This window comes from Roseinatronobacter domitianus, assembly GCF_023336755.1.
Classification (GTDB): Bacteria; Pseudomonadota; Alphaproteobacteria; order Rhodobacterales; family Rhodobacteraceae; genus Roseinatronobacter; species Roseinatronobacter domitianus.
The window spans coordinates 316,526-336,365 of record NZ_JALZWP010000001.1; the positions used below are offsets into that span (position 1 = coordinate 316,526).

17 protein-coding genes and 2 riboswitches are annotated in these 19,840 nt (G+C 62.6%); of the genes, 11 read left to right on the forward strand and 6 right to left on the reverse strand.

Features of this window, described 5'->3' with window-relative positions:
- Nucleotides 1–35: 35 nt before the first annotated feature.
- The 3 genes from M3N55_RS01620 to hisB all read right to left on the reverse strand — a co-directional run bounded on the left by M3N55_RS01620 (nt 36) and on the right by hisB (nt 2,264).
- A complete protein-coding gene (locus M3N55_RS01620) occupies nt 36–920 on the reverse strand; it encodes a pseudouridine synthase (RefSeq protein ID WP_249055730.1) in 885 nt (294 codons plus the stop codon).
- A 110-nt stretch (nt 921–1,030) separates the two neighbouring features.
- On the reverse strand, nt 1,031–1,669 hold the full coding sequence (gene hisH, locus M3N55_RS01625) for an imidazole glycerol phosphate synthase subunit HisH (RefSeq protein WP_249055731.1): 639 nt from the start codon (nt 1,667–1,669) through the stop codon (nt 1,031–1,033).
- Nucleotides 1,670–1,676: 7 nt separating this feature from the next.
- Entirely contained in the window at nt 1,677–2,264 is a 588-nt protein-coding gene (gene hisB, locus M3N55_RS01630; RefSeq protein WP_249055732.1) for an imidazoleglycerol-phosphate dehydratase HisB, read from the reverse strand.
- Nucleotides 2,265–2,355: 91 nt separating this feature from the next.
- Between hisB and deoD the strand changes: the two genes are divergently transcribed.
- The 7 genes from deoD to glmM all read left to right on the forward strand — a co-directional run bounded on the left by deoD (nt 2,356) and on the right by glmM (nt 11,275).
- Complete coding sequence (deoD, locus tag M3N55_RS01635; protein WP_249055733.1) at nt 2,356–3,063, forward strand: purine-nucleoside phosphorylase; 708 nt, start codon at nt 2,356–2,358, stop codon at nt 3,061–3,063.
- A gap of 137 nt (nt 3,064–3,200) precedes the next feature.
- Nucleotides 3,201–3,908, forward strand: coding sequence for a L,D-transpeptidase (locus tag M3N55_RS01640; RefSeq protein WP_249055734.1), 708 nt, complete (start codon nt 3,201–3,203; stop codon nt 3,906–3,908).
- A 198-nt stretch (nt 3,909–4,106) separates the two neighbouring features.
- Entirely contained in the window at nt 4,107–6,635 is a 2,529-nt protein-coding gene (locus M3N55_RS01645; protein WP_249055735.1) for a putative PEP-binding protein, read from the forward strand.
- Nucleotides 6,636–6,756: 121 nt separating this feature from the next.
- Nucleotides 6,757–7,842 (forward strand): cell wall hydrolase, encoded by a 1,086-nt coding sequence (locus M3N55_RS01650; protein ID WP_249055736.1) that lies wholly within the window; start codon nt 6,757–6,759, stop codon nt 7,840–7,842.
- A gap of 116 nt (nt 7,843–7,958) precedes the next feature.
- Entirely contained in the window at nt 7,959–8,873 is a 915-nt protein-coding gene (locus M3N55_RS01655; protein WP_249055738.1) for a dihydroneopterin aldolase, read from the forward strand.
- A gap of 42 nt (nt 8,874–8,915) precedes the next feature.
- Complete coding sequence (gene folP / locus M3N55_RS01660; RefSeq protein ID WP_249055739.1) at nt 8,916–9,932, forward strand: dihydropteroate synthase; 1,017 nt, start codon at nt 8,916–8,918, stop codon at nt 9,930–9,932.
- Complete coding sequence (glmM, locus tag M3N55_RS01665) at nt 9,929–11,275, forward strand: phosphoglucosamine mutase (RefSeq protein ID WP_249055741.1); 1,347 nt, start codon at nt 9,929–9,931, stop codon at nt 11,273–11,275. The genes folP and glmM overlap by 4 nt, the downstream gene beginning before the upstream one ends.
- Here the strand turns inward: glmM and M3N55_RS01670 are convergent.
- Nucleotides 11,272–11,832, reverse strand: a complete 561-nt coding sequence (locus M3N55_RS01670; RefSeq protein ID WP_249055743.1) for a gamma-glutamylcyclotransferase family protein — start codon at nt 11,830–11,832, stop codon at nt 11,272–11,274. The two genes, glmM and M3N55_RS01670, sit on opposite strands and share 4 nt — an antisense overlap.
- 84 nt (nt 11,833–11,916) lie before the next feature.
- Nucleotides 11,917–12,005: riboswitch (glycine riboswitch) on the forward strand.
- Nucleotide 12,006: 1 nt separating this feature from the next.
- Nucleotides 12,007–12,081: riboswitch (glycine riboswitch) on the forward strand.
- A 32-nt stretch (nt 12,082–12,113) separates the two neighbouring features.
- Between M3N55_RS01670 and gcvT the strand changes: the two genes are divergently transcribed.
- The 4 genes from gcvT (at nt 12,114) to lysM (ending at nt 17,008) form a co-directional block, all read left to right on the forward strand.
- Nucleotides 12,114–13,229, forward strand: coding sequence for a glycine cleavage system aminomethyltransferase GcvT (gene gcvT, locus M3N55_RS01675; protein WP_249055744.1), 1,116 nt, complete (start codon nt 12,114–12,116; stop codon nt 13,227–13,229).
- A gap of 12 nt (nt 13,230–13,241) precedes the next feature.
- Nucleotides 13,242–13,601: a glycine cleavage system protein GcvH gene (gcvH, locus tag M3N55_RS01680; RefSeq protein WP_249055745.1), complete on the forward strand. Its 360-nt coding sequence runs from the start codon at nt 13,242–13,244 to the stop codon at nt 13,599–13,601.
- Nucleotides 13,602–13,628: 27 nt separating this feature from the next.
- Nucleotides 13,629–16,469: an aminomethyl-transferring glycine dehydrogenase gene (gcvP, locus tag M3N55_RS01685; protein WP_249055747.1), complete on the forward strand. Its 2,841-nt coding sequence runs from the start codon at nt 13,629–13,631 to the stop codon at nt 16,467–16,469.
- 110 nt (nt 16,470–16,579) lie between these two features.
- Nucleotides 16,580–17,008 (forward strand): peptidoglycan-binding protein LysM, encoded by a 429-nt coding sequence (lysM, locus tag M3N55_RS01690; RefSeq protein WP_249055748.1) that lies wholly within the window; start codon nt 16,580–16,582, stop codon nt 17,006–17,008.
- A gap of 29 nt (nt 17,009–17,037) precedes the next feature.
- Here the strand turns inward: lysM and M3N55_RS01695 are convergent, their stop codons facing one another.
- Both M3N55_RS01695 and M3N55_RS01700 read right to left on the reverse strand, forming a co-directional pair.
- Nucleotides 17,038–18,432 carry a helix-turn-helix transcriptional regulator gene (locus M3N55_RS01695; protein ID WP_249055750.1) on the reverse strand — a complete coding sequence of 465 codons (1,395 nt, stop codon included), beginning with the start codon at nt 18,430–18,432 and terminating at the stop codon, nt 17,038–17,040.
- 52 nt (nt 18,433–18,484) lie between these two features.
- Nucleotides 18,485–19,696, reverse strand: coding sequence for a multidrug effflux MFS transporter (locus M3N55_RS01700; RefSeq protein ID WP_249055752.1), 1,212 nt, complete (start codon nt 19,694–19,696; stop codon nt 18,485–18,487).
- Between the last annotated feature and the right edge of the window lie 144 nt (nt 19,697–19,840).

Consider the following 19,840-nt stretch of genomic DNA (forward strand, 5'->3'; position numbering starts at 1 on the left):
GGCGAAAATCGGCGCCTGCAAGGACGAAGCTGCCATCAGCTTGGGCGGCGGGGCCGTGGCTTGGCCATGTCCGAGCGCGCGGGTTTCCCGCGCGGCTTGCCCTGCGCCGGACCAGCCTTGCCACGTTCGGCACCGCGATCTGTGCGGTCAGCCTTGGCGGGTGTTGCACCGGTGTGCTCCGCACTGGCCTCCACCTCTCCCAATTGCTCGCGCAGAACCTTGGATTTCACCTGCTCGACCGCGCCGCGTTTCAACGTGCCAAGCTGAAAGGGTCCGTAGCTGATCCGAATAAGGCGGTTCACGCTTAACCCCACATGGTCCAATGCACGGCGAATTTCCCGGTTGCGCCCCTCGCGGATCCCCAGCGTCAGCCAGGCATTCGCGCCTTGCTGCCGGTCAATGCTGACCTCCATCGGTTGAAACCGCTCGCCATCCAGCGTGATCCCTTGGCGCAAAGGCTCCAGCATGGCCGGGGTCGGCGTGCCGTTCACCCGCGCGCGGTAGCGCCGCAGCCAACCTGTGCTGGGCAATTCCAACCGACGCTTCAAGTCTCCGTCATTGGTCAGCAGCAGCAACCCTTCCGAATTCAAATCCAACCGGCCCACCGACAAAACGCGCCCCAATTCCGGCGGCAATGCCTCGAACACGGTCGGCCGGCCCTGTTCGTCGCGCTCGGTTGTCACCAGACCCAAAGGCTTGTGATACAGCCACAGCTTCGTTGGCTCGGCCTCTGGCAGCGGCTTGCCATCAACAACAACCCGGTCGCGCGGCCCCACATTCAAGGCGGGGCTGTCAATGATCTTGCCATTAACCTTAACGCGCCCCTCGACGATCAAAATCTCCGCGCCGCGCCGAGACGCCACGCCCGCCCGCGCCAGAACCTTGGCAATCCGTTCGCCGGGCTTCACATCATCTGCCATGGCCTATCCTTCATCCTTGCCCAAATATCCTGGGGTGAATGGTCCCACAGGGACCAGAGGGGCAAAGCCCCTGACAACAATCAACCGAACCAAATCCCTTGAAACCGCCCTCAGGGCCGCCAGCGCAGGAAATTTGCAATTATCCTCAGGCCGGTCGCCTGAGATTTCTCCGGGTGAAACTGCGTGCCGATCACATTGCCTGTCGCCACGATGGCTGTCACGTCGCCGCCATAGGCCACATGCGCCAATCGGTCGGCGGGGTCGGCAACCTGAAACTGGTAGCTATGCACGAAATAGGCGTGATCGCCCGTGGCTACGCCGTCCAGCACCGGGTGAGCGCGGTCGATCACAAGATCGTTCCAGCCCATATGCGGCACTTTCAGCGTCGTATCTTCAGGTGCGATCCGCACGACATCGCCGCCGATCCAATTCAGCCCGGCCACATCCTCATATTCGCGGCCCTGTGTGGCCAGCATCTGCATGCCCACGCAAATTCCCATGAAGGGCACCGCGCGGGTGTGCACAGCTTCGGTCAAGGCCTCGACCATGCCGTCCACCGCGCCCAAGGCCCGGCGGCAGGCCGGAAAGGCCCCGTCACCGGGCAGCACCACGCGGTCGGCACGGGCGACATCTTCGGGGCGCGCGCTGACGATCACCTCACCGCCCCCGACGTCTGCCGCCATGCGCTCGAACGCTTTTTGCGCCGAATGCAGATTGCCGCTGTCATAATCGACCAGAACCGTCAGCATATCTGCCTCACAATGCGCCCTTGGTGGACGGGATCGCATCTGCCTGCCGTGGGTCGGGCTCTACCGCCATCCGCAGCGCCCGCGCCAGCGCCTTGAACGCGGCCTCGGCAATGTGATGGCTGTTGAACCCATGCACCCGGTCCATATGCAGCGTTATGCCGCCATGCGTGCTGATCGCCTGAAAGAACTCGCGCACCAATTCGGTGTCGAACGTGCCGATCTTTTGGGTCGGGAAGTCCACATTCCACACAAGGAAGGGCCGCCCCGACAGGTCCAGCGCGCAGACCAGTTGCGCGTCATCCATCGCCAGGCGGCATTCGCCATAGCGCCGGATACCGCGTTTGTCGCCCAAAGCCTGCGCCAGCGCCTGCCCAAGCGCGATGCCCACATCCTCGACCGTGTGGTGATCGTCGATATGCAGATCGCCCGTGGCGCGAACCGTCAGATCAATCATCGAATGCTTCGCCAACTGGTCCAGCATATGGTCAAAGAACCCAACGCCGGTCTGGCAGTCATAGGCTCCGGTTCCGTCCAGCGTGACGGCCACCGAAATCTCGGTCTCAGAGGTTTTGCGGGAAATCTCTGCCTTGCGCATCGTGTCACCTGTTTGTCGCTCAGGGCCGGGTATAGGCGCTTGATTGCTGCGGGGGAAGGGGGCAATCATGCCCTGAAACAAGGAGCGCCGCATGACCATCCATATTGGGGCCCAGCCGGGCCAGATCGCTGAAACCGTTTTGATGCCGGGGGACCCGCTGCGCGCCAAATGGGCCGCAGAGACATTTCTTGATGCGCCGGAATGTGTGAACAAGGTCCGCGGTATGCTGGGCTACACGGGAACATGGCAGGGCCACCGTGTCACGATCCACGGCTCTGGCATGGGAATGCCGTCCTTGTCGATCTATGCCAATGAACTGATCCGCGATTATGGCGCCAAGCGGCTGATCCGGGTCGGCTCGGCGGGTGCCATGCAGCCCGATGTCGCCCTGCGCGACATTGTGCTGGCGCAGGGCTGCACGGCGCTCTCCACACCGTCGCGCGGGATATTGCGCGAGGTGAACCTGGCCCCCTTGGCGGATTTTAGCCTGCTCATGGCCGCCCATAAGGCCGCCGAAGATCGCGGCGCACGGGTGCATGTCGGCAATATTTATTCCTCGGATGTGTTCTATGACGAACGCCCCGACCTGAACCAGATCATGCGGCGCCACGGCGTTCTATGCGTGGAAATGGAGGCGGCGGAACTCTACACGCTCGCGGCGCGCCACGGCGTGCAGGCGCTGGCGGTGCTGACGATTTCCGACCACCTGCTGACCGGCGACGCGCTGCCCAGCGATCAACGCGAACAAAGCTTCGGCCAGATGATCGAAATCGCACTGAACGCGGCGTTTGGGGGGTAGGGCTGCCGGGTGACACTTGCGCCACAGGGTTCGGGCGACGCGGCAAAAGTTGGAATTCCTATCTGGATCACCGCGCTGCATTTGCGCTATCACGACCAAGAGGCAGGCAAAAACAGGCAATCACAATAGGTTGCATTATGAACGTCATCTCTCGGCGCGGGTTTATCGCGTCTGCCACCTCCGCTTTTGCTTTGGCCGGTTGTCAAAGCACCACGCAATCGGGGACCACCACGCGCACCAATGCCGATGGCCGCCCCATTGCGACCACGCGGGCAGAGCCGCTGAATGCGGTCGCCGCGCGCTACGGGATTGAACCGGTCAACTACGCCGCGCGGCGCGATGGTCCCCATGAAATGCAGGCGGCAGGTGTCAGCATGCTGGCCCCGGAGCATCACCGGCAGGTTGTGCCCTATTCCGGCCCCCACAAGCCCGGCACCATCGTGATCGACAATGGCAAGCGGCAGTTGTTTCTGATCCTCGAGGACGGGCACGCGCTGCGTTACGGGATTTCCGTCGGGCGTGAGGGCTTTACCTGGCGTGGCACCGGCACGATTTATCGCCGCGCGCATTGGCCGACATGGACGCCCACGGCAAACATGATCCGTCGTGACCCGGCTTTGCGGGAATATGCAGGCGGGTATCCGGGCGGGCCAAGCAACCCATTGGGCGCGCGGGCGCTCTATTTGCTGACAGGGGGCGCGGATCGCGGCTACCGCATTCATGGCACGCCGGAATGGTGGCTGATCGGGAAATACGTGTCGTCCGGCTGCATCCGCATGATTAATCAGGATGTGGCTGATCTCTATGAACGCGTGTCCAACGGCACGCGCGTCATCACGATCTGACGGGCAGCGCACGGCCCGCCCGGCGGCCCGGTCCTGCTGGGCCGCCGTGGGAGCGCCGTGGGACCAATTTCGACACGGCACTCTCGGCTGGACGCGACCCGTTTGGGCGCCGAGGGCCGCTGCGAGACTGCGCGCCAAGATTCGCTTGAGTTTCAAGGCTAAGCGCCTATCCTGCGCCGCAGAAACACAGGGGCGTTCATGCCGAAATATCTGACCCTCACCGATTATGCCTTGATTACCAATTCCGCCCCGATCAAGCGTCAGACCCATGGCTGGCGCGCGAAATGCCTGCAACGGCTGGTGCGGTTGGATATGCCGGTGCCGATGACGATCGCGCTGTCCTTTGGCGTGGTGCGGGAAATCGCGACCGGGGCGCAGATGACGCTGCGCCATCTGTTGGGGCATTTCCCCGAGGGCCAGCTTTTGTCCGTGCGCCCGAGCGCCGAGCATCCGCAATGGGGCGGGCCAGCGGCGATCCTGAATATCGGCATGAATGACGCGATGCATGAAAAGCTGACGGCGTCGCATGGCGAAGAGGTGGCGACAGCGCTGTATCTGAATTTTGTGCAGGCGTTTGCCCAGCATGTCGCGCGGCTGGACCCGGACATGTTCGATGCCGACAAGCCCACCCGTGCCGCCCTCGACGCCGCCCTGCGCGCCTATGAGGACGAGATGGAAGACCCGTTTCCGCAATCGGTCGCGCAACAACTGGCCGATGTGCTGCGCTCTATGGCGCGCGCATGGGAAGGCACTTCGGCGCGCCTGTTGCGTCAGGCCAAAGGCGCGCCGGTCGATGCCGGGCTTGGGCTTGTTGTGCAGGCCATGGCCGGCGGCATGGGTGTGGGCTATGGCACCACCGATGCTTGTGGCGTGGGGATGATCCGCTTCATAGACGCGACAACCGGCGCGCCGCAGGTGATGGGCCGTTTCCGTCCCGACAGAAGCGAGGAAACGCTGTTCCTGACCCATGATGCACGCGGCCCGTCACTGGAAGACCGCAGCCCAGAGGCATTCACGCAACTGCTGGCTTACGGTGCCAATGCCCGCAAACGTCTGCGCGAGGAGATGGAGATCGAGTTCACGCTGGAAGATGGCAAGCTGTGGATTCTGGATGCCGTGACGGTGCCGCGCTCGTCGCGGGCGGCGGTGCGCGTGGTGGTCGATCTGGCCAATGATGGCGTTATCCTGCGCGATGAAGCGATCAGCCGCATAGCGCCCAAGGCGCTTGGCGAATTGCTGCATCGGCAGGTCGACCCGAAGGCGCGCGCAACCGTTCTGGGGCGCGGGATTGCCGCCAGCCCCGGTGCCGCTGCGGGGCGGCTGGTGTTCAGTTCCGCCGCGGCACTGGCCAGCGCCGCGCGCGATGAACCCTGCATATTGGCCCGGCGCGAAACGACGCCAGAAGATATTCGCGGGATGCATTCTGCGCATGCCGTGCTGACCGAACGTGGCGGAATGACAAGTCATGCGGCGGTGATCGGGCGGGGCTTGGGCGTGCCTTGCGTGGTTGGCGCGTCGAACATCACCATCGATGCGCGCCGCAAGACGCTGCAGGCCAATGGCCACACGCTGAACGAGGGCGATCTAATCACCATCGACGGCACCAACGGGCTGGCCTTGGCGGGCGAAGTCGCGCTGTTGGAACCCGCGCTGGACGACCGCTTCACGACCTTGCTGGACTGGGCTGATGCGCGCCGCGACATTGGCATTCGCGCCAATGCCGACACGCCTGCTGATGCGCGCATCGCGCGGGAATTTCAAGCGCAGGGGATCGGGCTGTGCCGGACCGAGCATATGTTCTTTGAGGAAGATCGCCTGACACTGATGCGCGAGATGATCTTCGCGGACACGTCTGAGGACCGGCGCGACGCGCTCGACCGTTTGCTGCCCATGCAGCGCGCTGATTTCATTGATCTGTTCGAGATCATGCAAGGCCAGCCCGTCTGCATCCGGCTGTTCGATCCGCCCTTGCATGAATTCCTGCCGCATTCGCGCGAAGGCATGCGCTTTCTGGCCGATGCGCTGGATAAACCCCTGTCAGAAATCACCCGCCGGGCCGAAGCCTTAGCAGAATTCAACCCGATGCTGGGGATGCGGGGGGTGCGGCTGGGGATCACGCTGCCCGAGATTTACGAAATGCAGGCCCGCGCCATTTTTGAAGCCACTATCGAGGTTACGCGCAGGGGCGCGCCCATCGTGCCGGAAATTATGATCCCGCTGGTATCGGCCATGCGCGAGGTCGAATTGGTGAAGTCGCGTATAGATTCCTGTGCCGCGCAGGTGCGTGGGCGTGCAGGCGTCGATTTTGACTATAAGTTGGGGGTTATGGTCGAAACCCCGCGCGCGGCCCTGCGCGCAGGCGATATCGCGCAACACGCGGCGTTTTTGTCGTTCGGCACAAATGACCTGACACAGATGACATATGGCCTGTCGCGCGACGATGCCGGGCGCTTCATGTCGGATTATGTGCAACAAGGTGTCTTTGCCGAAGACCCGTTCCATACGCTGGATGAGGATGGTGTGGGCGAGCTGTTGCGCCTTGGCGCGGCGCGCGGACGCGCAGCACGCGACGACCTGACCTTGTCAATCTGCGGCGAGCATGGCGGCAGCCCCGAAGCGATCCGATTTTGCCGGGATCTGGGCTTTGATTATGTGTCCTGTTCGCCATTTCGGGTGCCTGTGGCACGTCTGGCTGCGGCGCAACTGGTCATCGCCGAGCGGGGCTAAGGGCACGGGCTAGACTTTTCAGCCCGTTTTAAGTAAAAACGCCGCTGATAGTGAGAGTGCACGTTACTTGGGCGGGACGCACACATTCGGTGTGCTTGTGAATTTTATGGTCAAACGACTGTTGAGAGATCTGCAAACCGGCCTGTCGGGAGCGGTTTACGGAGCGGCGCCCAAGGGTGCTGTTTGCCGTGACATGACGGTGCGCAATGCGGTCACTCGTCGCTGGTATCGCACGCCCACATTGATTTCTGTCTGGACCCTGTCGCTTATGGTGGCCATGCCGGGCATCGGGTCTTCGGTTGCTGATGCGACCTTGTCCAGTGCCGCCCGGAGTGCCTTGGTATTGGCCTCTGTGAACGGTGCTGGCGCCGCGCCGCGTGTGATGACGCGAATCGCGTCTGATGCAGCGCCGCTGGTGCGGATGGTGCGGCTGGAAAGTTCCGATCTGGACCATGGTGCTGGTCTGCCGCAGGGCACCGTCATGCGGCTGGACGATGGGCTGTTTCACGCGGCAGATCAGAGTGATGAGTCCCATGCGCAGGACCACAACCCTACCGAGGTGGATATCAGCCGTCTGCACGTGGCATGGCTGTCGGCTTTTGCACCAAAGGCCAGCCTGCGCCCTGCATCCCGCCCCATGCAACCTGCGCCCAGCCTGTCGACAAGTGGTGTGATCGCGGCCCCTGCTGCAATGGCGCCAACGGTCAGCGCGCCGCGTGCCAGCCTTGTGCCACGCGCCCGCCCAGAAGGGCTGGAACGCCGCATGGTGCAATATTCGCGTGACTGGTTGCGCAATGTTTCGCTGCGCCCTGCCTCCGAGCAAGAAGCCTGCCTTGCCACGGCGATTTACCACGAAGCGCGCGGCGAAACCTTGAAAGGCCAGTTCGCGGTGGCCGAGGTGATCCTGAACCGTGTCCGGTCGGGCAAGTTTCCCGGCAGCATCTGCGGGGTCGTGTTTCAGGGCGTCCGTGAAGGCCGCTATGGCGGTTGCCAGTTCAGCTTTGCCTGCGACCGCAAGTCGGATGCATTGCGTAACGGCGCCGCCGCGGATTTGGCCCGCCGAATCGCGCAGGTAATGGTCGATGGTGGACATCGCGGCTTGACCGGAGGCGCGCTGTTCTTCCACACCACGGCGGTCAACCCGTCTTGGGCACGGCGCTTCACGCAGACCACGCAGATCGGCGCGCACCTGTTTTATCGCGGCTAATTTGCCGGGTGGTTCGGGGTGTCGCATTGGGCTCACCATGCGGCGCAATCACCCGTTGCCGTGCCGGGCAGGGCGGGTAAGACTGCGACAATAACAGACCCGGAAAGCCCGACCGCATGAGCACTGATATCCGCCTGGCATTCGCCCATCCCGAAGCGCGCGCAGAAGCCTCGGCCCCCGCCGACCCGCGCGACCGCATATCGCTGCGCGATCATCTGGTCGAGGTTGAGATTGGCGCCTTTCAAGCCGAACGCGGCGTCCGACAGCGGCTGCGCTTCAACGTCGTGGTAGAGATTCGGCCCCATCCCGAACCCTTGCAAGACGATGTCGACCGCATCTTGTCTTATGACCGGATTACAGAGGCAATCTCGGCGGCTTTGGCGGAAGAACGCCTGAACCTGCTGGAAACCCTGTCAGAGCGCGTGGCTGCGCGCATCTTGTTGGAACCGCAGGCGATGCGGGTTTTTGTCCGTATTGAAAAGCTGGATCGTGGACCGGGCGCGCTTGGGGTTGAAATTGTGCGCACGCGCGCGGCGGTGCCATTGCGCGAAGTCACATCTACCGGGCACGAGCAAGCGGTGCATCCGTTGGTTGTGTATCTGGACAACGCAATGATCGCCTCTGACGGGTTGGCGACGCGGCTGGACGCTTTGCAAGCGCGCGGCGCGCCGGTGATCCTGTGTGTGGGGATGCCCCCAGAGGGCGCACCAGAGGTTGATCTGCGGCCCGCGCAGCGCCGGATTGACCTGTTGGCGATTGAGCAGAACGCGTGGCGGCTTGCAGCGAGGGATGCGCGCTGTGTCGTCGTTGCCAGCCGGACAGAGATCGACTGGGCGATAAAGCAGGGCCAGATGATTGTCTGGGCACCGTCGAAGCTGATCCTTGATTCGACCGACAGCCCGGATTGCAGCCCGCGCGATGGCACCGCCCTGGCGCTGTGGCTTGCCGAACACATGGCGGCTGCCTGCTTTCTGGCCCCTGAAGGTCTTGCTGTGCCGCCCGGCAGCCATATGCTGATGGAGCGTTTCTGACAGGGCTTGCACCTGCGCCTCTGCTGCGGCAACAGAGGCGGCATGACATATGCTCTGCCGCTTTTGTGTTCTGCCGCGCTTGCCGCAGATGACAGTCCTGCATTTCAGGGGCAGGCGGCCTTGCGTTTGCGGGGCGTGGCAGAGCTTGGCAGGGCGGGCACGCGCCTGGAGCGCGCGGTGGACCCTGTGCAAGATGCCGTATTTCTTGATCCGCCCGCGCCCGTTGCCGGGCTGGAGCTGACGCGCCCCCGCATTATGGGGATTGTGAATGTCACCCCTGACAGTTTTTCCGATGGGGGCCGTTTCGACAGCCAAGCCAGCGCGGTCGCCCATGCCCTGAGGTTGCTGGCAGAGGGTGCTGATATTCTGGACATTGGCGGCGAATCCACCCGGCCCGGCGCGGTAGAGGTCGCGGTCGCCGATGAGATCGCGCGCACCGCGCCGGTGATCGCCGCGCTGCGTGACGCCGGGGTGCGCGCGCCCATCTCGATTGACACGCGCAAGGCCGAGGTGGCGCGCGCAGCACTTGCCGCCGGCGCTGATATTGTGAACGATGTGTCAGCGCTGACATGGGATCGTGACATGGCACCGCTGGTGGCCGAGGCGGGTGTTCCGGTCTGCCTGATGCACGCGCAGGGCACACCCCAGACCATGCAAAAAGACCCGAAATACAACGATGTGCGCTTTGATGTGCACGATTGGTTAATGGCAGCCATGGCCCGTGCGGAAGCCGCGGGTATCGACCGCGCGCGCATTATCCTTGATCCCGGAATTGGCTTTGGCAAGACGGTTGCGCATAATCTTGCCTTGCTGGCTCATCTGGCGCTGCTGCACGGTTCTGGCTGTGCTATCTTGCTTGGAGCATCGCGCAAGCGCTTTATCGGTGTGATTGGTGGCGTGGACCAGGCTGGCGAAAGGTTGGGCGGGTCGCTTGCGGTGGCACTTCAGGGGGCCGCGCAAGGCGCGCATATTCTACGCGTTCACGATGTATCTGAAACACGGCAAGCCCTGTCGCTTTGGCAGGCGCTGCATGAAAAACAAGAATGTGGCGGCATATGACACAAAAACTTTTCGGAACCGACGGAGTGCGCGGAACCGCAAACACTTATCCCATGACGGCGGAAAATGCGCTGCGCATTGGCGCGGCGGCGGGGCGGCATTTTCGGCGTGACGGCAGCAATGGCCACCGTGTGGTGATCGGCAAGGATACGCGCCTGTCGGGTTACATGATCGAGAACGCGCTGACGGCGGGGTTGACCAGCACGGGCATGAATGTGCTGTTGCTTGGCCCGGTGCCGACACCTGCGGTCGGGTTTCTGACACGCTCCATGCGCGCTGATTTGGGGATCATGATTTCCGCCAGCCATAACGGCCATCAGGATAACGGTATCAAGTTTTTCGGGCCTGACGGGTTCAAGCTGTCGGACGAGGCCGAAGCCGAGATCGAGGCCATCATCGCCGGAGAGATTGCACTTGCCCAGCCTGCAAATATCGGGCGCGCGAAGCGGATCGACGACGCGCGCGGCCGATATGTCGAATATGCCAAGACGACTTTGCCCAAGGGTAATTTGTTTTCCGGCATGAAAGTGGTGGTCGATTGCGCAAATGGCGCCGCGTATCAGGTGGCGCCGCAGGTCTTGTGGGAACTGGGCGCAGAGGTCATCCAGATCGGCGTCACCCCGAATGGCAAGAATATTAACCTTGAATGTGGGTCCACCCACCCACGAGTCTGTGCCGCCAAGGTTCTGGAAACCGGCGCAGATTTGGGGATAACGCTGGATGGCGATGCTGACCGGCTGATCGTGATTGACGAGCGCGGGCAGATCGCTGATGGCGACCAGATCATGGCGCTCTTTGCCGAACGCTGGGCTGCCGAGCAACGGCTGCAAGACGGCGTTCTGGTGGCCACCGTTATGAGCAATCTGGGGCTGGAGCGGTTCCTTGACGGGCGCGGTTTGCGGCTGGAGCGCACCTCTGTTGGCGACCGTTACGTTGTTGAACGCATGCGCCAAGGCGGCTGGAATCTTGGTGGAGAGCAGTCTGGTCATATCGTGATGACCGATTACGCCACGACAGGCGATGGGCTGATCGCGGCGTTGCAATTCATGGCGGTGCTGGCGGAGTCGGGCAAACCGGCTTCGATGCTGACACGCTGTTTTGACCCGGTGCCGCAGCTTTTGCGCAACTTGCGCTACATGCCGGGCGTGGACCTGCTGGCAGAGACCAAGGTCATTGCCGCGATTGACGCGGGCCGCGACGCGCTGGCCGGGCGCGGGCGCTTGCTGATCCGCAAGTCGGGCACCGAACCCTTGGTTCGGGTTATGGCCGAATGCGAGGATGAAGGGCTGATGGTGCGGGTCGTGGGCGACATTATCGCAGAGATGGAATCGGTCGCGGCCTAGCGCCCCAAGCGTAGCACGCCCAGATTGTGCAGCCGGTCATCGACCAGCCGTTGGAGATGAGCGGCCACCGGGCGCGCGCGTGGATATAGCGGGGCCGCGCGGTCATCAAGCACTGGCCCCCAGCCGCGCGTCGTGTCGAAAAATCGCGCCACGCCCTCAGCGCCGAACTCGCGGTCGAACCCCTCGACCACCACGTCCAGATAGCTGAGCTTGATGGGCGCTGTGTGGCTGGCCTTGTCTGCATCTTGCGCTGCAATCGCGTAGATCATCGCCGGGCGAATGGGGCCGCGTGCGAATGCCCCCGCGCCCAGCGCATGGCGCTGGTAGCCGGTTTCACGCAGATCAAGCGCCGCCCAGTCATTGCCCGGCACCCGCGCCACCAGCCCGTCTATTTGCGCCCCCGCATCGGGCACGACGCTCAGAAACGTCCGCCCCAAGCTGCGCGCCATGCGCCATTCGCGACGCCAGCCGCGAATCGTAACCGGCAGCGCATCGGGGTAATCATGGGTATGGCGGTTCACCAACGACCCGTAGCCAAAGAAAAAAGCATCATCCATGTCGCGTAAATGTGGCCTGTGTCGCACAATGACAAGGGTTTGCAAAAAGGCTTGCAAATGCGACACGCGATCCGGTAACACCAAATTGCAGACACGGGAGACATTGGACCCATCCCAAGGCCGAAGGAGCAACCGCCCCGGTAAACTCTCAGGCAAAAGGACCGGTCTGCAAAAACACTCTGGAGAGTGGTGCATCCAGGCACCCGCCGACGGGATAACGATCTCAGGCGCAAGGACAGAGGGGGTAGGGCGCGATCACGCGCAGACCAAAAGGGGCCTTTATGTCTGATACCTTGCGCCGAACACCGCTTTATGACCTGCACACAGAGCTTGGCGGCAAAATTGTGCCTTTCGCGGGCTATGCGATGCCCGTGCAATACCCGATGGGCGTTATGGGCGAGCACACCCACACGCGCAGCCATGCGGGCTTGTTTGATGTCAGCCATATGGGGCAGGTCATTTTGCGCGGGCCGGATGCCGCTTTGGCGCTGGAACGTCTGGTGCCGGTCGATGTGGCGGGGCTGGCGGAAGGGCGGCAGCGCTACGCCATGTTCACCAATGACAAGGGCGGCATTCTGGACGACCTGATGGTCGCCAATCGCGGCGATCACCTGTTTTTGGTGGTCAATGCGGCCTGCAAGGCGGCCGATATTGCCCATATGCGCGCGCATTTGCCAGAGTTGGAGGTGCGCGAGATCACCGACCGCGCGCTGCTGGCGCTGCAAGGGCCGGGCGCAGAGGCGGCTTTAAACGCGCTGCTGCCCGGCGTGGCGGACATGCGCTTTATGGATGTGGCTACGTTTGACTGGCAAGGCCATGCGTTGTGGGTCTCTCGGTCCGGCTACACGGGCGAGGACGGGTATGAAATTTCCGTGCCCGATGCGCAGGCCACGGCTTTTGCCCGCGCACTGCTGGCCCAGCCTGATGTCGCCCCAATTGGCCTTGGCGCGCGCGACAGTTTGCGGCTGGAAGCGGGGCTGTGCCTGTATGGCCATGACATTACCGAAATGACCTCGCCGGTTATGGCGGGGCTGCAATGGGCCATCCAGAAAGCCCGCCGCGCGGGTGGCGCGCGCGAAGGCGGCTTTCCCGGTGCCGAGCGTATCCTGCAAGAACTGGCCGACGGCCCATTGGCGATCCGTGTCGGCCTGCGCCCCGAGGGGCGCGCGCCGATGCGCGAAGGCACCGTGCTGTGGGACGCACCCGAGGGCGGTCGCAATCTGGGCGGTGTCACGTCCGGCGGCTTCGGCCCCAGCATTGGCGCACCCATCGCGATGGGATATATTCCCACCACCAGCGCCCAACCCGGCACCCGCCTTTGGGGCGAGGTGCGGGGCAAGCGTCTGCCGGTCACGGTCTGTGACCTTCCGTTTCGACCTTCCACCTATAAGCGCTGAGGAGCGTTCCCAATGAAATATACCGAAGAGCATGAATGGCTGCGCATCGAGGGTGATAGCGTTGTCGTGGGCATTACCGAACATGCCGCCGAACAGCTTGGCGATGTGGTGTTTGTGGAATTGCCAGAGATCGAGGCCGTGGTCGCCAAAGGTGACGAGGTCTGCGTGATCGAATCGGTCAAGGCCGCATCCGACATTCTGGCCCCCGTCGATGGCGAGATCACCGAAGTGAACGAGGCGCTGACCGACAATCCCGGCTTGGTGAATGAAGACCCGCAGGGCGACGCGTGGTTCTTCAAGATGAAGCTGGATGACCTATCGGTCCTCGACGATCTGATGACCGAGGATGAATACAAGGACTTCCTTGGATAACCCCCTATTTTAAAAGGCCATAACTGCATGACCTACACCCCCACCGACTACAACCCTTATGATTTCGCCAACCGCCGCCATATCGGGCCAACCCCTGACGAGATGGCGCAGATGTTGCAGGCGGTGGGGTGTGACAGTCTGGACCAACTCATCGACCAGACCATCCCGGCGGACCTGCGCCAGCCCGACCCGCTGACATGGCCTGCTTTGTCAGAAGGCGAATTGCTGGACCGTATGCGTGCGGTGGGGGCAAAGAACGCCGTTATGACCAGCCTGATCGGGCAAGGCTATTATGGCACGGTCACGCCGCCCGCGATCTTGCGTAATATCTTTGAGAACCCCGCTTGGTATACCGCCTACACGCCCTACCAGCCCGAAATCGCCCAAGGGCGGCTGGAAGCGCTGTTGAACTTCCAGACCATGGTTTCGGATCTGACCGGGCTGCCGGTGGCCAATGCCTCGCTTCTGGACGAATCCACCGCATGCGCCGAAGCAATGGTGATGGCGCAGCGCGTGGCGAAATCAAAAGCAACGGCGTTTTTTGTCGATGAAAACTGTCACCCGCAGAATATTGCCGTGGTCCAGACCCGCGCCGCGCCGCTGGGAATAGAGGTCATCGTCGGCGCGCCCGAAGATTGCCCCGCTGACCGCGTTTTCGCGGCTCTGTTCCAGTATCCCGGCACTTATGGCGACCTGCGAGATTTCCGCCCGCAGATCGACGCGCTTCATGCCAACAAGGCACTGGCCATTCTGGCAACCGACCTGCTGGCGCTGACCATGATCGTGGAACCCGGCGCGCTTGGCGCGGATATCGCTGTGGGCAGCGCCCAGCGCTTCGGCGTGCCCATGGGCTATGGTGGCCCGCATGCGGCGTTTATTTCCTGCCGCGATGCTTACAAACGCTCCATGCCGGGGCGGATTGTGGGTGTCAGTGTCGATGCGCGCGGCAACCAAGCCTACCGGCTATCGCTGCAAACGCGCGAACAGCATATCCGGCGCGAGAAGGCCACGTCAAACGTCTGCACCGCGCAGGCGCTGCTGGCGGTGATGGCGTCGATGTATGGTGTGTTTCACGGCCCCCAAGGTCTGCGCGCCATTGCAGAACGGGTGCATGGGCTGACCGAACGCCTGTATCGCGCGTTGCGCGCCGCCGGTGCGCAGGTCGTGGTCAAGGATTTCTTCGACACGATCACGATAGAGGTGGGCGTGGGCCAAGCGGGCATCCTTGCCGCCGCGCGCGCTGAAGGGCTGAACCTGCGCAAGATCGGCACCACCCATGTCGGCATTTCGCTTGATGAAACCAGCGATGAGCGCGTGGTCATGCGCGTGCTGCGCGCTTTCGGAATTGACGGTGTGCCGCCGCATCGGGGCGAACTGGGCTTTACGGATACGTTCCTGCGCCAGTCAGAGTACCTGACGCACCCGATTTTCCACATGAACCGCGCCGAGACCGAGATGATGCGTTACATGCGCCGCTTGTCGGACCGCGATCTGGCGTTGGACCGCGCGATGATTCCGCTTGGGTCTTGCACCATGAAGCTGAACGCGGCGGCGGAAATGATTCCGCTGTCATGGCCCGAATTTTCCAGCCTGCACCCATTCTGCCCACCCGACCAGGCGCAAGGCTATGCAGAGGCGATTTTCGACCTGAAAGCCAAGCTGTGCGAGATCACGGGCTATGATGACATGTCCATGCAACCCAATTCCGGCGCGCAGGGCGAATATGCGGGATTGCTGACCATTCAGGCCTACCACCGCGCGCGGGGCGATACGGGCCGTGACATTTGCCTGATCCCGATGTCGGCGCATGGCACCAACCCGGCCTCTGCGCAGATGTGCGGCATGCAGGTGGTCGTTGTGAAATCGGCCCCGAATGGCGATGTCGATCTGGACGATTTCCGCGCCAAGGCCGAACAGGCAGGCGACCGGCTGGCGGCTTGCATGATTACCTATCCGTCCACCCATGGCGTGTTTGAAGAAACCGTGCGCGAGGTGTGCAAGATCACGCATGACCACGGTGGGCAGGTCTATATCGACGGCGCGAACCTGAACGCGATGGTGGGGCTTGTGAAACCGGGTGAGATTGGCGGCGATGTCAGCCACCTGAACCTGCACAAGACATTCGCCATCCCGCATGGCGGCGGCGGTCCCGGCATGGGGCCGATCGGGGTGAAAGCGCATCTGGCGCCGTTCCTGCCCGGCCATCCGCAAACCGGTGGTGCCGAGGGGCCGGTGTCGGGCGCGCCTTATGGGTCCGCGTCCATCCTGCTGATATCGTGGGCTTATTGCCTGATGATGGGCGGGCCGGGGCTGACACAGGCCACGCGCGTTGCGATCCTGAACGCCAATTACATCGCGGCGCGCCTGCGCGGGGCTTATGACATCCTGTTCATGGGCAACAAAGGCCGGATCGCGCATGAGTGTATCCTCGACACGCGGCCTTTTGCCGATGTGGGTGTCACGGTGGATGACATTGCAAAGCGGTTGATCGACAACGGTTTTCACGCTCCAACCATGAGCTGGCCGGTGTCGGGCACGCTGATGGTAGAACCGACGGAATCGGAAACCAAGGTCGAAATCGACCGCTTCATCACCGCCCTTCTGGCCATCCGCGAGGAGATCCGGGCAGTGGAACGCGGCGAGGTTACGCCAGAGGCCAGCCCGCTGCGCCACGCTCCGCATACGGTCGAAGACCTGATCGCCGATTGGGACCGTAGCTACACGCGCGAAGCGGGCTGCTTCCCGCCCGCAAGTTTCCGGGGCGACAAGTATTGGCCGCCCGTGGGCCGGGTGGACAACGTGTTCGGAGACCGCAACCTTGTCTGCACCTGCCCGCCGGTCGAAAGCTACGCGCAGGCTGCAGAGTGACCCCCGAAAGCCCCGGCACCGCGCCGGGGCTTTTGTCTTGCCTCGCCGGCGGGATACGGGCAGAACGCTGGCTCTATATCCGTGTAATATTGTAAGTTGGAGTATGAGATATGGGGCTTTGGTCCTTTGCAAAATCCGCAGGCAAGAAACTTTTTGGCGCAAGTGCCGCCGAGGCTTCGACCCCCGATCCTGAAAAACTGAAAGCCGAAATCGCCGATCTGGGGCTGGATGCCACGGGTGTCGAGATCAAGGTCGAGGGCGATAAAGTCGTCGTCGAGGGCCGCGCCGTCAGCGCTGAGATGCAGGAAAAGATTATCCTTGCTGTCGGCAACGTCGAAGGCGTGGCAGAGGTCGAGGCCGAAGATGACGCGGTCGCCCCCGTTTTTCACACCGTGGTCAAAGGCGACACGTTATCGGCCATCGCTAAGACAACGCTAGGCAGTGCCAACCGCTACCCGGAGATTTTCGAGGCGAACCGCCCGATGCTGACCCATCCCGATAAAATCTATCCCGGTCAGGTTCTGCGTATCCCGCAATAATCCTTTGGCCCGACGTTCGGCGTCGGGCCTTATTCCATGCTGTAGGGCAGGACATGGCGGTGGTCATGATCGACCCGCAGCCGCCGTTCGAGTGGTGGGACAGAGCGTTGGTGGCAATCCTCACGCTCGCAGATGCGGCAGGAAATACCGATCGGGTCGAACCCGCCCGCACGGTCCATTCCATCGGCATAGACCAGCGTATCGGCATGATCGATTTCGCATCCCAGCCCCAAAGCATAGCGCCGCACGGGGGCGTGAAACGACCCGCCCCCCTTGGCAATCGAGATCGACAGGCAGAAATATTGCACCCCATCCGGGGTTTCCGCCAGTTGGCGCAGAAAGCGGCCCGGTGTTTCAAACGCGCGGTGGACGTTCCATAACGGGCAAGCCCCGCCGAAGCGCGCGAATTGCAGGCGCGTGGCAGAGTGGCGCTTGGTGATGGTGCCCGCTTGGTCCACCCGGACGAAGAAGAACGGCACGCCTTTGGCGCCGGGGCGTTGCAGCGTGGATAGCCTGTGCGCGACCTGTTCCAACGATGCGCCGAACTGGTCGGCCAGCGTTTCCAGATCATGGCGGCAGGTTTGCGCCGCCGACAGGAAGCGCCGATAAGGCAGCAACGCCGCCCCCGCGAAGTAATTTGCCAGCCCGATTTTCGCAATCGCGCGGGATTCGTCCGACTGGAAGCGCGCCAGATCGAGCGTGGCATCCAGCAGGTTCGATTGCGTCAGCAGCGCGACTTGATGCAGCAATTGAAACGCCTGCGTGGCGTGGCTGGCCTTGGCAGAGATCTCCAGAATGCCGCTGGCCGGGTCATATTTGCGCAAGGGCGCACCGCGCACCATGCGCACGGTGACTTTCTGGCGGGCAAGCGTGGCAATGGCATGCTCTGTCATGTCCATTCCCGTGCCCGCCTGGGCCGCGAAATGCTCGGCGGCACGGTCAACGGCGTCTATGTAGTTGTCGCAATAATGGAAGAAGTCGCGCACCTCTTCCCAAGGGCTTAGCCGCAGCGAGCTATCCTCGCGCCCCAAGGCTTCGTCCAGCGCGCCAAGCTGTTCTTGTGCCTGCCTGTAAGCGCGGTGCAGGTCCAGAAACGCCCGCGCGAAGCTGGAGGCATTGGCACCGACCAACCGCAGATCGGGCAGCGATGGCGTGGCATTGGCGAAAAGCGGGTCGGCCAAGGCTTCGCGCAGATCCGACACCAGCCGTTCGCTGTCACCCGCCGACAGCTCTGTTACGTCCAGCCCGAATTCGCGCGCAAGCGCCAGCACCACGGATGTGGAGAGCGGGCGGTTGTTGTTCTCCATCTGGTTCAGATAGGGCAGAGATACGCCCAACCGCGCCGCAAAATCTTTTTGCGTCAGCCCGATCTGGTTGCGAATTTCGCGCAGCTTCGCACCGGCATACAGCTTTTGTTGAGCCATGGGGCACCTTTTGCAAACTTGCAAGAAAGGTTTGCAAAGCAGTCCCGGTCCGTCAAGCCCCAATCGCGCGGGCGCGAGAGATGACGTAGAGAATGCTGCCCACGGCCAACCCGGTGGTGACGAACAGCATCACGATCAGCGGCTCCGCCCCGCTGCCCGGCGTTAGCAGCACGCCCGCCAAGGCGGACAGCGCCGCGCCTGCGCCAATCATGATCGCGCCGCCAATGCCGCTTGCGGACCCTGCCAGATGCGGACGCACCGACATCATCCCCGATGTGGCAGAGGGCAGGATCATCCCGTTGCCCAAGCCCACAAAAATGAAGCACCCGAAAAACACGAAACGGTTTTGCAGCCCGCCGAAGTAAAGCAGGCTCAGCAGCGCCATGCCGCCGAAATTGATAACGGCACCGATCAGGATCATCCGGTCAATGCCAACCCGCGCGGCGAAGCGGCCAGAGGCGAAATTGCCCGCGGCGTAGCCCAAAGCGGGCGCACCAAAGAACAGGCCCAGCATGGCCGGGGCCATGTCGAAAACCTGCGCGCCGACGAAAGGGGCGCCGCCCAAATACGCGAAAAACGCACCAGAGGCGAAGGATGAGGTCGCGCAATAGCCCCAGAACCGGCGCGAGCGCATCAGCTCTGGCATTTCAGCGAATTGCGCACGGAACGATCCCGCGCCGCCTTGTCGGGTTTCGCCCATGTCGCGCCAGCTTAGAAACAGCACCGCCACGCCGGCAAACAGCATCAGCCCGAAACTTCCGCGCCAGCCGAAGGCTTCATCCAGCAGGCCGCCCAAGGCCGGGGCCAGCATGGGCACCACCGCCATGCCCATCGTGACATAGCCAATGCGCGAGGCGGCATCGCCTTCGCCCAGGACATCACGAATGGCCGTGCGCGACAGCACGATCCCAGTGACCACGGCGGCTTGCAGCATCCGAAACAGCAGGAACACAACCACATTCGGGGCCAGAAGCGTGCCAATCGTGGCAATCACGAAGACCCACAGCGCCACCAGCATGACCGGGCGGCGGCCGTAGCGGTCCGACAGCGCGCCGATGAACACTTGCAAAACCGCATTAACCGCCAGGTAAAGCGAAACGGAAAGCTGAACCACCGCGTAATCGGTCTGGAAATAGGTGGCCATGCTGGGAAGCGATGGCAGAAACACGTTCATCGCCAGCGCGGCAATGGCCGATTGCGCGACCAGTGTTGCCACATGGGGTGGGGTCGTGCTGTCCAGAAAACGGGCTTGCGCGCTTGGCATGTCTCACCTGCTTGGTGTTGCACATGTTCACTAAGCGCGTTTTGGTCTAAGTTCAAGCGCGGCATGATTGCGCTGCCATTTGCAAATTAGCGGCTTAATTTGCAGATGGGTTTGCAAATTATCAAAACTGTCCTTTTCAACCCC

Bases quoted from the DNA above. Each gene is read 5' to 3' on its own strand.
- deoD (WP_249055733.1), top strand. From the start codon at position 2,356: ATGACCATCCATATTGGGGCCCAGCCGGGCCAGATCGCTGAAACCGTT.
- M3N55_RS01640 (WP_249055734.1), top strand. From the start codon at position 3,201: ATGAACGTCATCTCTCGGCGCGGGTTTATCGCGTCTGCCACCTCCGCT.
- M3N55_RS01670 (WP_249055743.1), bottom strand. From the start codon at position 11,832: ATGGATGATGCTTTTTTCTTTGGCTACGGGTCGTTGGTGAACCGCCAT.
- M3N55_RS01620 (WP_249055730.1), bottom strand. From the start codon at position 920: ATGGCAGATGATGTGAAGCCCGGCGAACGGATTGCCAAGGTTCTGGCG.
- hisB (WP_249055732.1), bottom strand. From the start codon at position 2,264: ATGCGCAAGGCAGAGATTTCCCGCAAAACCTCTGAGACCGAGATTTCG.
- folP (WP_249055739.1), top strand. From the start codon at position 8,916: ATGACATATGCTCTGCCGCTTTTGTGTTCTGCCGCGCTTGCCGCAGAT.
- M3N55_RS01695 (WP_249055750.1), bottom strand. From the start codon at position 18,432: ATGGCTCAACAAAAGCTGTATGCCGGTGCGAAGCTGCGCGAAATTCGC.
- glmM (WP_249055741.1), top strand. From the start codon at position 9,929: ATGACACAAAAACTTTTCGGAACCGACGGAGTGCGCGGAACCGCAAAC.
- gcvH (WP_249055745.1), top strand. From the start codon at position 13,242: ATGAAATATACCGAAGAGCATGAATGGCTGCGCATCGAGGGTGATAGC.
- lysM (WP_249055748.1), top strand. From the start codon at position 16,580: ATGGGGCTTTGGTCCTTTGCAAAATCCGCAGGCAAGAAACTTTTTGGC.
- hisH (WP_249055731.1), bottom strand. From the start codon at position 1,669: ATGCTGACGGTTCTGGTCGATTATGACAGCGGCAATCTGCATTCGGCG.
- gcvP (WP_249055747.1), top strand. From the start codon at position 13,629: ATGACCTACACCCCCACCGACTACAACCCTTATGATTTCGCCAACCGC.
- M3N55_RS01655 (WP_249055738.1), top strand. From the start codon at position 7,959: ATGAGCACTGATATCCGCCTGGCATTCGCCCATCCCGAAGCGCGCGCA.
- M3N55_RS01645 (WP_249055735.1), top strand. From the start codon at position 4,107: ATGCCGAAATATCTGACCCTCACCGATTATGCCTTGATTACCAATTCC.
- gcvT (WP_249055744.1), top strand. From the start codon at position 12,114: ATGTCTGATACCTTGCGCCGAACACCGCTTTATGACCTGCACACAGAG.
- M3N55_RS01700 (WP_249055752.1), bottom strand. From the start codon at position 19,696: ATGCCAAGCGCGCAAGCCCGTTTTCTGGACAGCACGACCCCACCCCAT.